The organism is Dietzia sp. IN118, assembly GCF_032905965.1.
Taxonomy (GTDB): Bacteria; Actinomycetota; Actinomycetes; order Mycobacteriales; family Mycobacteriaceae; genus Dietzia; species Dietzia kunjamensis.
In genome coordinates this window covers 55,696-68,612 of the sequence record NZ_JAUMSR010000002.1, presented here as the reverse complement: position 1 = coordinate 68,612, position 12,917 = coordinate 55,696, and the positions used below count along the sequence as shown (strand labels likewise).

The 12,917-nt window shown below is 68.9% G+C and carries 8 protein-coding genes; 4 read left to right on the top strand and 4 right to left on the bottom strand.

All coding sequences use genetic code 11. The features are described 5' to 3' along the window. Window positions 1–2: 2 nt before the first annotated feature. The gene (gene gyrB, locus Q2K20_RS15820; RefSeq protein ID WP_317176957.1) at window positions 3–2,132 is read left to right on the top strand and encodes a DNA topoisomerase (ATP-hydrolyzing) subunit B; all 2,130 of its coding nucleotides are present in this window, start codon (window positions 3–5) and stop codon (window positions 2,130–2,132) included. Between the two features lie 121 nt (window positions 2,133–2,253). Beyond that, the gene (locus tag Q2K20_RS15815; protein ID WP_317176956.1) at window positions 2,254–3,180 is read left to right on the top strand and encodes an endo alpha-1,4 polygalactosaminidase; all 927 of its coding nucleotides are present in this window, start codon (window positions 2,254–2,256) and stop codon (window positions 3,178–3,180) included. On the opposite strand, the gene Q2K20_RS15810 is transcribed toward Q2K20_RS15815, so the two are convergent. The 4 genes from Q2K20_RS15810 to Q2K20_RS15795 are packed head-to-tail and all read right to left on the bottom strand — an operon-like array spanning window position 3,164 to window position 9,033. Beyond that, complete coding sequence (locus tag Q2K20_RS15810; protein WP_269503268.1) at window positions 3,164–3,913, bottom strand: spherulation-specific family 4 protein; 750 nt, start codon at window positions 3,911–3,913, stop codon at window positions 3,164–3,166. The two genes, Q2K20_RS15815 and Q2K20_RS15810, sit on opposite strands and share 17 nt — an antisense overlap. Beyond that, window positions 3,910–5,298, bottom strand: a complete 1,389-nt coding sequence (locus Q2K20_RS15805) for a hypothetical protein (protein ID WP_269503265.1) — start codon at window positions 5,296–5,298, stop codon at window positions 3,910–3,912. Before Q2K20_RS15805 ends, Q2K20_RS15810 begins: the two co-directional genes overlap by 4 nt. Beyond that, window positions 5,295–6,812 (bottom strand): GT4 family glycosyltransferase PelF, encoded by a 1,518-nt coding sequence (pelF, locus tag Q2K20_RS15800; protein WP_269503262.1) that lies wholly within the window; start codon window positions 6,810–6,812, stop codon window positions 5,295–5,297. Before pelF ends, Q2K20_RS15805 begins: the two co-directional genes overlap by 4 nt. Before the next feature lie 4 nt (window positions 6,813–6,816). Then, window positions 6,817–9,033: a hypothetical protein gene (locus tag Q2K20_RS15795; RefSeq protein ID WP_269529293.1), complete on the bottom strand. Its 2,217-nt coding sequence runs from the start codon at window positions 9,031–9,033 to the stop codon at window positions 6,817–6,819. Between the two features lie 671 nt (window positions 9,034–9,704). Here Q2K20_RS15795 and gyrA point away from each other — a divergent pair. Beyond that, entirely contained in the window at window positions 9,705–12,233 is a 2,529-nt protein-coding gene (gyrA, locus tag Q2K20_RS15790; RefSeq protein ID WP_256820639.1) for a DNA gyrase subunit A, read from the top strand. Between the two features lie 3 nt (window positions 12,234–12,236). After that, complete coding sequence (locus Q2K20_RS15785; RefSeq protein ID WP_119193000.1) at window positions 12,237–12,866, top strand: DUF3566 domain-containing protein; 630 nt, start codon at window positions 12,237–12,239, stop codon at window positions 12,864–12,866. Window positions 12,867–12,917 lie beyond the last annotated feature (51 nt).

The following is a 12,917-nucleotide window of genomic DNA, read 5'->3' as shown; positions in this document are numbered from 1 at the left end:
ACGTGGCGGACGCCAAGAGCAAGGCCAACAACAGCGGGCCCAAGGAATACGGTGCATCATCGATCACCGTTCTCGAAGGGCTCGAGGCCGTCCGGATGCGGCCGGGTATGTACATCGGCTCCACCGGACCGCGGGGACTGCACCACCTGATCTGGGAGGTCGTCGACAACTCCATCGACGAGGCGATGGCGGGTCACGCGACCGGCGTCAAGGTCACGTTGCTGGAGGACGGCGGCGTCGAGGTCATCGACGACGGCCGGGGCATCCCCGTGGAGATGCACGAGCAGGGCATGCCCACCGTCCAGGTCGTCATGACCCAGCTGCACGCGGGCGGCAAGTTCGACTCGGACTCCTACGCGGTGTCCGGTGGTCTGCACGGTGTGGGCATCTCCGTGGTCAACGCCCTGTCCACCCGGGTCGAGGTCCAGATCAAGCGCGACGGGCGCCTGTGGAAGCAGGACTTCGACATGGCGGTCCCGGCCGAGCTGGTCGACGCCGGCCCCGCCGAGGGCACCGGGACCAGGGTCCGGTTCTGGGCGGATCCGACGATCTTCGAGAGCACGGAGTACGACTTCGACGTGGTGGCACGCCGCCTCCAGGAGATGGCGTTCCTCAACAAGGGACTCACCATCACGCTCACGGACCGGCGGCCGCGTGCCGAGAAGGCCGCCGAGCTGGACGCGATCGCGGACAGCGAGGGCAGTGGCGCGGAGGCGGCGCCCGGTTCCGACGAGGGGTCGGATCTCGCCCACGCGGTGGATGCCGAGCAGGCGTTCGCCGAGGGCGCGCAGGCTTCCGACGCCGTCGAGGTGACGCCCGTCGAGCCGGTCAAGGTCCGCGAGCGTAAGCGCACCTTCCACTACCCGGACGGTCTCAAGGACTACGTCACGGCGATCAACAAGTCCAAGACCTCGATCCACCCCACGATCCTCTACTTCGAGGGCAAGGGGCCCGGCCACGAGGTCGAGGTCGCGATGCAGTGGAACTCCGGTTACTCCGAGTCCGTCCACACCTTCGCCAACACCATCAACACCCATGAGGGCGGCACCCACGAGGAGGGCTTCCGCGCCGCGCTGACCTCCCTGGTCAACAAGTACGCGCGCGAGAAGAAGCTCATCAAGGAGAAGGACCCCAACCTCACGGGAGATGACATCCGCGAGGGCCTGGCCGCCGTGCTCTCCGCGAAGATCTCGGATCCGCAGTTCGAGGGTCAGACCAAGACCAAGCTCGGCAACACCGAGGTCAAGGGTTTCGTTCAGCGACAGGTGTCGGAGCACGTCGGACACTGGTTCGAGGCCAATCCCGCCGAGGCCAAGGTCATCATCAACAAGGCGATCGCCTCGAGCCAGGCCCGCGTCGCAGCACGCAAGGCCCGCGAGATGGTGCGGCGCAAGTCGGCCACCGACATCGGCGGCCTGCCCGGCAAGCTCGCCGATTGCCGCTCCAAGGATCCGGCGAAGTCCGAGCTGTACATCGTGGAGGGCGACTCCGCCGGTGGCTCGGCCAAGTCGGGTCGGGACTCGATGTTCCAGGCGATCCTGCCGCTGCGCGGGAAGATCATCAACGTCGAGAAGTCGCGGATCGACAAGGTTCTCAAGAACGCCGAGGTCCAGGCCATCATCACGGCGCTGGGAACCGGCATCCACGAGGAATTCGACATCGACAAGCTGCGGTATCACAAGATCGTGCTGATGGCGGATGCCGACGTCGATGGTCAGCACATCTCCACGCTGCTGCTGACACTCATCTTCCGGTTCATGAAGCCGCTGGTGGAGAACGGGTACGTCTACCTGGCGCAGCCGCCGCTCTACAAGCTCAAGTGGGGCAAGGGTGAGCCGGACTTCGCGTACACGGACCGCGAGCGGGACGAACTGCTCAAGATCGGCCTCGAGAACAAGCGCAAGATCAACGTCGACGACGGCATCCAGCGCTACAAGGGCCTCGGCGAGATGAACCCCAAGGAGCTGTGGGAGACCACGATGGATCCCGCGGTCCGCACGCTCCGCCAGGTCACCCTCGACGACGCCGCCGCGGCGGACGAGCTGTTCTCGATCCTCATGGGAGAGGACGTGGACGCGCGCCGCAACTTCATCACCCGCAATGCACGCGATGTGAGGTTCCTCGACGTCTGATGGCGTGCCGGGGAGGCACGAGAAACGAACGGGCACAGAGAAGCGGGAATGCTGGCCGTGACCACGGGGATCCGGCCGGATCCCGGGTGTCCCGGGCCCTCGGGGGTGGCATGATCATCTGGTGACACACGCCGCTCTCATCGTCCTCCGCCGTTCCGCGGTGATCCTCTCGTGCACGGCGGCGATGGTACTGACCGGCTGCGGCGACGACGTCTCGGGACAGGGGTCCCTGGACACCGAGCCGGACGCGACCGCGGGTATGCCGTACGTGGGGGCCGAGCCGGGTGGAGGGACACCGGTCGAGGGAGTCGCGCCGCCGCCGGCCGGCGCGGTCGTCGACTACCAGATCGGCGGCTCCTACCCGCCCGCGTCGGACGTCGACGTGGTGATCCGCGACCGTTCGGACCAGCCGGCCGAGGGCGTCTATTCGATCTGTTACGTCAACGCCTTCCAGGCCCAGCCCCACGAGGCGTCGGTCTGGGAGGAGCGCCATCCGGATCTGATCCTCAGATCCGGGGTCGGGGACGCTGTCGAGGACGAGGACTGGGGCGAACCCTTGCTGGACATCTCCACGGACGCGAAGAGGGCACGGCTGGTCGAGATCGTGGACGGGTGGCTGGCGGGCTGCGCCGAGCGCGGTTTCCGGGCCGTGGAGCCCGACAACCTCGACTCGTGGACGCGGTCCTCCGGGCTCCTGAAGAGGGATGATGCGGTCGAGTACGCGCGCCTCGTGGTGGAGCGGGCCCACGCCCGTGGTCTGGCCGTGGCGCAGAAGAACGCGGCCGAACTGACCGATGACGAGATCCGCCGGATCGGCTTCGACTTCGCGATCGCCGAGGACTGCCAGAGGTACTCCTGGGGACGATTGTGGGAATGCGACCGCTACCTGTCCGTCTACGGCGACCGCGTGATCGAGATCGAGTACACCGACGGCTCAGGGGAGTTCGACGCCGCGTGCCGGGCCCGGGGTGACAGGATCTCGATCCTCCTGCGCGACCGGGACGTCGTACCGCGGGGCGAGCCCGGGTACGTCAGCCGGCACTGCTGATCGTGGGCCGGTCGGCGTTGAGGTACTCGACCGACCCCCACGGGTGGGGCAACCCGTCCGCAGCGAGACCCACGAAGCCGGCGCCGAGTTCGGCAGACCTCTCCACGGCATCCCGGACCCGCTCCGGAGGGCAGTCATAGATGAGATGCCAGAGTCTCGCGGGATCGACGTCGGGCACCGGGGGCGCGGGTGCCGTCAGATGGGTCTCGAGGTCGGTCTCCCGCACGCAGGTCACATCGAGCAACCGGAGGACCCTCGGATGCGGGACCGTCCCCGGGTTGCCGGCGAGCATCGCCACACCGTCACGGCGCAGCGCGTTCGCCAGGTCGGTGACGAAGAGGAGCGCGTCGACGTCGACGCGCCCGTCGGGCCCGGTGCCGGAGATCACCTGGTCGAGGAAGACGGAGGTGACGCCGTAACGGTCACGCCACAGTCGCGCCTCCGCCCGGACGTCGTGCACGTCACGACGTCCGTAATCGGTGTCGACGTAGCCGAGGAGGGTAGCGGGTGCGCTGTGGTCCCGAGCGCCGAGGTCCCGGGCGCTGTGGTCCCGGGCGCTGTGGTCCCGGGCGTGGAGGGCCTCGGCGAAGACCGGATCGGGTGTGTGGCCCGGGCCGGAGTCGACGTTGACGACGACGAGGTCGGCGGCGCCTGGACGGAGCACCCGCTCCCAGAGTGCGGAATCCACCACGGGATGGACGTAGAGCGGGACCGCGGCCCGTGGAGCGCTCACCAGCTGTGGGGGTGGAGCGCGGCGGTGACGGCGTGGTACACGGCGAGCAGGCAGGCTCCGCAGAGCATGGCGACGCCGACGGGGACGGGGAACCCGAACCTGAGGGTGGCGAAACCCAGGCACGCTAGCCCCGAGATCCACACTGCCTCGGCGACGCGACCGGCCCTGAGGACGATCGCGGAGCCGAATGCGAACACAGCGAAGACCGGCGCCACCACCACCAGCACGACGACGTCGGGAACGAGCCCGGACGCGGGGTCGTCGGCGACCCCGAGGATCCGGTCGACGATCCAGGTCGCGGCTATCGTCGCTGCCGCGATGGCGGCGAGGTACATCAGTGTTCTGACGAGGACACCGTTGAGGACGGACCGCCAGCGGCCTGAGCGGTAGGACAGCGACTTCAGCCTGATGCCCAGGTCCTCGATCGCCGGATCGCACAGGGCGGCGGCGAGGATGACCGCGATGGACAGCGGGATGCGGTCATCGGAGTCCGCGAGGTTGAGGGCCATGAGGAGGGCACTCGACATGAGGATCGCCTGGCTGGCTCCGTCGAATGCCGCGCGGGCGTCCTCACGGGAGGGCAGTGTCGGTGGGTCGACGGTCGTGGCCCTGTAGGTGCGGGCGGCGAGCAGGGCCCCTCCGATGGAGAGGACGCCGAGTGCGATGACCGGCACCAGGGCGGCACCCAGGAGTGAGGCGGCGACCGCGACGGTGGCACACGCGCCGGCGAGTGCCGTGAGCAATCGGAGTCCGCCGAGCACGGACACGATGGTCAGGGACGCGGCGTACAGGGTCCAGGCGGAGCACAGCGCCGCCGTGGGGATCAGTGGTGCGTTCCCGAAATGGGCCGTCGCGAGGGTCACCCCGGCGACGAGAGGAGTAGCCACGAGCAGGGCGACCCCGACTGATACCCGTGCGGCCCCGGGAAGGTCACCCAGGCCCGATCTTCGCCACGTGACGAATCCGAGTAGCTGTCCGAGGATCCAGCCGGAGAGCCCGGTGGCGACGATCGCGAGCGACAGATCCGGTCCCGTTCCCACTGCCGCGGGAGCACAGAGTGCCATGACGACGGCGCCGGCGAGAAGGAGGATGGCGCGGATCCATCCCTGGCGGTGGGCCCGTGGTCGCAGGCTCACCGTCCCGGATGCCCCGGGAGCGAGGGTGGGCAGCGTGCGCGCGTACTCGTAGACGTCCCGCGCCCCGTGGCGGCGGGCGAGGGCATCGCCGAACCCCGATGCCTCGAGGTGGGCGGCGACGTCGAACCGGTCGACCGCGCGGCCGACCAGATCGTGGTGGGCGTCGAGGGGGACCGGGGCGACCACCAGTGGCCTCGAGGGCAGTGGCGACCGTGCGACGGTGCCGGGTGCGGCGAATGACTCGCTCATGACGCCATGCCGGCCACGTAGGCGACGTCATCGCTGGTCGCGGGGGCGACGCGCAGATTAACGGCGATCTCGTACCACTCCCGGAAGGCGTCGATACAGCTGTCCAGCGCGAACGACTGCAGGGCGTGCTCGCGGGCTCGTCTGCCGGTCTCCTCGCGCAGCTCGTCGTCCCGGAGGAAGCGCAGGCATTCCTGGGCGAACGCGTCCGGGTCCCGTGGTGGCACCAGGCCGCCGAGCCGGCCGTCGCTGCCGACGGCCTCGGAGACCCCGCCGACGTCGGTGTTCACGGTGACCCGGCCACACATCATGGCCTCGATCGTGGTGAACGGGAGACCCTCGGACACGGAGGACAGGGCGACGACGCTCCCCGCCTCGACTGCGGGCCGCGGGCCCGCGGTCGGCCCCTCCCAGGTCACCCCGTCGCCGATTCCCAGTTCGTCGATGGTCGCCTCGATCTCCTGCTTGTAGGCGGCGTTGCCGGCGGGGCAGGGACCGAAGATCCGCAGGCGGGTCTCCGGTAGGTCCGCCCTGACGACGGCGTACGCGCGCACGAGCGTCTCCAGGTCCTTGAGCGGGTCGATGCGTCCGACGAAGCTGATCGTGGGGATTTCGGGTTCGGGACCGACGGGGGTCATGGTCGAGGTGTCGACCCCGTTTCGGACGGTGTGGATCCGGGCGGGGTCCGCACCCAGGCGAACCGCCCATCTCGCGTTGAAGTCGCTGACCGGAAGGAGCAGATCCGCCTCGTCATAGACGAGCACACACAGGGCCCGCAGGGCTGTGCACACGGCATAGCGGGCCGACCATCCCAGCTGGGTTCCGGCGAGCGCAAGATAGCGTTCCCGCAGGTAAACCCCGTGTTCTGTGAGGACCAGGGGCACACCGTCCCGCCACTTCCGGGCGAGTCCGACCAGCGCGGCGCTGCCGTTCGAGGAGGCGTGGACGAGGTCCACCTCTCCGAACTTGACGTCGGTGGCGCACAACGCGCGGTCGACGAGTGTTGCGGCCTCCACCGCGTCCCCCACGCTGAGCCGGGCGGACCGGTCCAGCGCGGGGGAGTGGGCCCACCACGCGTCGAGCAGGGCCTCGGCCGAGCTCTCCGTTCCCAGGAGACGGAAGAGATCGCCCCGGCCGGCGTCGATGAGCTCGCGGAGAGCCGCCGACAGCCGGCCGGGATCGTGGTGGACGGTTCCGTCGGTGACGGCGATCGTCCCCGCGGGCGGCAGGATGGCCGCCCACATCTCCCGGAGGGCGGACCGCACCCGGGCCCGTCGCCGCCTGGCCAGCAGCTGGCCCTCCGGGAGACCCGCCCGGACCGGAGCCCACACGGGATACAGCGTCGTGGCTCGCACCTGGGCCGGGACCTCCCAGGTGATCGGGGTGCGGCTGCCTCCGGTGAGGGTGACGACCTCCCAGGTGTGGTCCGGCATCCCCTTGATCATCTGGTCGCACCAGGTGCTGACGCCCCCCGTGTTGACCGGGTAGGTGCCTTCGTTGAGCAGAGCGATTCGCATGTCCTCAGCCGATCGTGGACGGGCCCTCGCCCATGGCGCCGACCCTGGTGGCGTCGTTGACAGGCGGGATCACGACGGAGACGTCAGCGGGAGCGGAAGCGGCACCGACCCGTTGCGCCTGCGGGAGCATGCGCGCCGCGACGCCCGGTTCGGACTCCTCGCCGGTGGGGGTGCGGAACCCGGCATCGGTTCCGAGATCGATGGTCACCGATCCACCGGGAGCGACCGTGATCCAGCCGGACGTGGCTCCGGCGTAGGCCGTTCCCGCGAGGTTCGAGCCGTCAGGTGCCGTCACCGGGACGTCAACGGCGGCGCCGCCGCCGTTCGTGACGACCAGCGTGCTGCCGCTCACCGTGGCGGTGACCTGGTCGACGGCCGCTGCCCATGCAGCGCGTCGCTGCATCTCGAGCCCGAGCTCGGCGTGCGTGAGGTTTACCAGTGGCGCGGAGTCGGCGAACAGGTCGCGGTAGTCGTCGACGAGGGTGTTCAGCACCGGGTAGAGGATCCGGTCGCCGGTGATGTTGGACTGGTGCACGTAGTGCGGGCGCGGGTCGATGTCGAGGGCGTGGCCCAGGGCGTGGCGGGCCTCCTGCGGAACGATGTAGCTGTCGAACCCGGTCGCCGGGACCAGCGGCTCGATGCAGGTGGCGGCATCGTTGTCCTCGCAGATCCCGGACCCGCCGTCGGCGCGCGTGGTGTAGATCCAGTTGTACTCGTCGGCCGCGTTGTACTTGGTCGAGGTGTTGTAAAAGATGTTCATCGGGTGACGGGGGACCGTGAGTGCGGTCCCGACCCGGCGCTGGGCGGGCTGGACGGAGGCGTCGGCGCCGACCCAGGTCACGCCGGTGGTCTCCATCGCCGCCGCGAGCGCGGGGTTGTCGACTCTGGCCGGGCCGGATGCGAGCCCTGAGTGCTCGCCGGTGACCAGTTCGGACGGGTCCACCTGCACGTCGTTGTCCCGAGCCCAGTCGAGGTTCTTCTGGATCTGCTCGGTGATCTGGGCCTCGTTCAGGTTGTCGAGGTTGGTGTGGTCCCAGGTGTGGTTGATCCAGCGGAACTCGTCCCTGGCCGCGAGCAGCGCGTCCGTGAGCGCGTCGCCGTCCCGGGCGCCGAAGGCGTTGAACGTCATGTCGAGTTCGATACCGTTGGCGTCCTCCCAGGTCCGGGCGGTCTGCACGTCGTCCTCGGTCATGCGGGAGCTCGCCAGGTCGCCGGGTCCGGGCTCGACGTTGCAGCCCGCCCCGAACGTGCAGTCGCCCTCGGGGTTCCACTCGTCGTCGGCGAGGAAGACGTCGTCGATCTGGACGTTGAAGGTGTTGCGGTACATCGAGGTCGACACTCCGCGGGTCAGCCACGAGATCATCCCGTGCGAGAGCACCTTGAACTGCTCCTGGTACCTGTTCATCGCGACGGTGATGATGAGGCGCTCGCGGGGGCCCTGGGTGTGGACGCCCATGATGGTGCCCTCGGTACCGCCGCCGGCAATGGTGAGCAGGGGTCGGAAGGTCGATTCCGGGCCGTCTGCCGCCGGCGAGCTGGGCACGGCCCACGACTCGGGAATCTCCGCGTCGAGGTCGTCGAACTCGACCGGTCCGTCGAGGTAGGACCACTCATCGCCGAGGGCCGCGGAGGTCAGGGTGGGGCTCGTGCCGTCCAGCGCCAGGCCGTTCGTCGCCGAGATCATACCGACGGCTTCGTTCGGGGAGGTGAATGCCACCATCTCGCGGATCCCGTAGTCGGCGGTGAAGGCGTCGATCACGGCGTTCTCGTCGGGAGTGAGCCCGGGGCGATCGGCCGACACGGACACGATCCCCATGTAGTTCGCGGTCGTCGTCGCGTCGTCCGCCAGCATCTCCCTGCTGATCTGCGGACGCCCCGGCTGCGTCACCGGGAACCGTTCGACCTCGACGCCCTCCGCGGCGAGCCGCTCGGCCATCGCCTCCGCCGAATAGGAACCGTTGTCCAGCACGAGGACGCGGAGCTCGACTGTCGATTCCTGCGCGGTGGGCGGTGGCGTCGTCGTCGGAGCCGTGCTCGACGTCGGCGGAACGGAGCCGCCCGAGCCGGACGATCCGAGTGAGCCCGTCTGGGCGGCGGCGATACCGACCAGCGGAGCGGTGATCGCGCCGGTGAAGGCGAGGGCGGCGACGGTGCGGAAGCTCGCGCGCTGAAGGGGCGAGAGCCCCCGGCCCGAGCCACCGCCATGGGTGGTGATGGACATGTAATTCCCCGTTGTAAGTGCCGCCACTCCCGATCCCCCTCGGGAGTGGCGGCGTCCCCCGAAGATCGGGCTCATCACCCGATCTCCTCGCACGGTGATCCGTGCGACAAGGGAAGTGTGCGCGTGAGCAGGGGCTCATACAACACCTGAGATAGAAAAGTTTTCCTAGAAAATCCGTTCACTATAAGACAAATATTATTTGGCTGGCGGCGGTCGTCTGGGCGGGGACCACGTGGCAATGGTGGACGTGTCAATGGCCAATGATGGGCGGTCAACCAGTGTGAGCACGATGTTCACGGCGTTCCGGGCAACGCCCGGCGTCGTACGTTCTCATGAGCAAAAATGAGGAAATCGTTACGAAATGACATCCTGGACGCTCGACCATTAAGAACACGTCGCGGGCGGCCGACGGGCCGGGGGCGAACGCGCCGGGCATGGCTTCCCCCCGATCGGGTCACTCGTCCGGCAGCCGGCCGGCCGGGTGGAGCCGACGGAGTCGACCGCGGCGCCGGGTCCTCCGGGGCCCGCGAGGCGGGTGCGCGGGCCTCGGGAGGCCCCCGAGTCGCCGACCCCCCGCGCGCCCGTGCCGGTGTTTTCGCTGGACCTATAGACTGGCCGGGTCGGAGCGTGCCCTCGTGGTGCCGCTTCGAGCGCGAGACGAAGAGGAGCCCATGACGGACACGACGTTGCCGCCCGAAGCCGGGGGTCACGACCGGATCGAGCCGGTCGACATCCAGGCGGAGATGCAGAGAAGCTACATCGACTATTCGATGAGCGTCATCGTCGGACGAGCGCTACCTGACGTCCGGGACGGGCTCAAGCCCGTCCACCGCCGGATCCTCTACGCGATGTGGGACAACGGGTACCGGCCGGAGCGCAGCTACGTGAAGTCGGCCAAGCCCGTGGCCGACACCATGGGTAACTACCACCCCCACGGTGACTCGGCGATCTACGACACCCTGGTGCGCCTCGCCCAGCCGTGGGCGATGCGCTACCCGATGGTCGACGGCCAGGGGAACTTCGGCTCGCGCGGCAACGACGGCGCCGCCGCCATGCGCTACACCGAGTGCAAGATGACCCCGCTGGCCATGGAGATGGTCCGGGACATCGACAAGAACACGGTCGATTTCCAGCCCAACTACGACGGCAAGACGTCCGAACCGGTCGTCCTCCCGTCGCGCATCCCCAATCTGTTGGTCAACGGCTCCAGCGGCATCGCGGTCGGTATGGCCACCAAGATGCCGCCGCACAACCTGCGCGAGGTCGCCGAGGCGATCTACTGGTGTCTGGACAACCCTGACGCCGACGAGGAGGAGACCCTCGCGGCGTGCATGGATCGGATCAAGGGTCCCGACTTCCCCACCCACGGCTTCATCGTGGGCGAGCAGGGGATCAGGGACGCCTACACGACCGGCCGCGGTTCGATCCGCATGCGGGGCAAGACCTCCATCGAGGAGGAGGGCAACCGGACGGTCATCGTCATCACGGAGCTGCCCTACGAGGTCAACCCGGACAACATGATCCTGTCGATCGCCGAACAGCTGCGTGACGGCAAGATCGCCGGCATCTCGAAGATCGACGACGAGTCCTCGGACCGGGTCGGCCTGCGCATCGTGGTCACACTCAAGCGTGACGCAGTGGCCAAGGTCGTGCTCAACAACCTCTACAAGCACTCGCAGCTGCAGACGTCCTTCGGCGCGAACATGTTGTCGATCGTGGACGGTGTTCCCCGGACCCTGGCCATCAACCACCTCGTGCGGTTGTACGTCACGCACCAGATCGAGGTCATCGTCCGGCGGACCCAGTACCTGCTGGACGAGGCGGAGAAGCGCGCCCACATCCTGCGCGGCCTGGTCAAGGCGCTGGACGCCCTCGACGAGGTCATCGCCCTCATCCGCCGTTCGGAGACCGTCGAGGTCGCGCGCGAGGGTCTCAAGGACCTGCTCGACATCGACGACGACCAGGCGCAGGCCATCCTGGACATGCAGCTACGCCGCCTCGCGGCCCTCGAGCGGCAGAAGATCGTCGACCAGCTCGCTTCGATCGAGCTCGAGATCGCCGACTACAAGGACATCCTCGCCAAGCCCGATCGGCAGCGCGCGATCGTCGCCGACGAACTCCGCGAGATCGTCGAGAAGTACGGGGACGACCGCCGGACCAGGATCATCCCGGCGGACGGGGACGTCACGGACGAGGATCTGATCGCCCGCGAGGACGTCGTCGTCACCATCACCGAGACCGGTTACGCCAAGCGGACCCGCACCGACCTGTACCGCGCCCAGAAGCGCGGGGGCAAGGGTGTGCGCGGCGCGGAGCTCAAGCAGGACGACATCGTCCGGCACTTCTTCGTCTCCTCCACCCACGACTGGCTGCTGTTCTTCACCACCAAGGGCCGCGTCTACCGGATCAAGGCCTATGAGCTGCCCGAGGCGAACCGCACCGCCCGCGGTCAGCACGTGGCCAACCTCCTGGCGTTCCAGCCGGAGGAGCGCATCGCCGGCGTCATCCGGATCAAGGGCTACCAGGACGCGCCGTACCTGGTGCTGGCCACCCGCAACGGGCTGGTCAAGAAGTCCCGGCTCGAGGACTACGACTCGCCGCGCTCCGGCGGTCTGATCGCCGTGAACCTGCGCGACGGCGACGAGCTGGTCGGGGCGGCGCTGGCCGGACCCGACGACGACCTGCTGCTGGTCTCGGAGAAGGGCCAGTCGATCCGGTTCCACGCCAACGACGACACGCTCCGCCCGATGGGCCGAGCGACCTCCGGCGTGATGGGCATGCGGTTCAACGACGGCGACGCCCTGCTGAGCATGTCCGTCGTGCGAGCCGAGTCGTCCGACCAGGAGAAGTACTTCCTCCTGGTGGCCACCGAACGCGGCTACTCCAAGCGCACCGCCCTGAGCGAGTACACGGCCCAGGGCCGGGGCGGCAAGGGCGTGCTCACGCTCATGTTCGACCCCAAGCGCGGGAAGCTCGTCGGTGCGACGATCGTGGAGCTGCAGGACGAGCTCTACGCCATCACCTCCAGCGGCGGTGTCATCCGCACGTTCGCCAAGCAGGTCCGCAAGGCGGGCCGACAGACCAAGGGCGTGCGGCTGATGAACCTCGCCGAGGGCGACTCGCTACTGGCCATCGCCCGCAACGCCGACGAGCCCGACGACGAGGACCGGTCCGCGGCCGAGTCCGCCAAGGAGGAGTAGGCGATGACCGAGCCGACCGATCCAGCCGACCGGACCGACCCGACCGAGACGTCCGACGCGGTCACAGACGGCCCAGCGCACGGGGGGTCGTCCCCGGCGCCCGGTTACGGCGGGTCGGGGGCCGGCACCGGCGACGCCGGCACGTCGGCCACCACCGCCTTCCCGGTGGCCACCCAGCATCGCGCCGAGGGCGCGAACGGGGGCGTCTCCAAGGCGCACTCGGGGGGCGCGGCCGGGCGAGCCGCACCGATCGTCCCGCCCACCGAGCGCCGGGGCCCCATGGAGTCGGTCCTGGTGCTGCGCCGGATCGACCCGTGGTCGGCCTTCACCACCGTGCTGGGGCTGATGTTCGCCCTCTACCTGGTGTGGATGGTGGCCATCGGGGTCACGTACCTGCTGCTGTCCGGGATGGGCGTGTGGGACCGGCTCGGGGGCCTGTTGTCCGGCGTGGCGGGCGACGAGTCGGCAGCCGTGATCGGGCCGTCGACGATCTTCCTCTACAGCGGCGGAGTGGGACTGCTGAACGTGCTCCTGCTGTCGATCCTGGCCACGCTCGCGGTGTTCATCTACAACCTCGCGGCCGGCCTGACCAGCGGCGGCGTGCAGGTCACGCTCGCCGATCCCCGGTACTGACGGTGCCCCCGGCGCCCGGCCGAGGGTGCCGATTTGGGCGGTGGCGCGGAC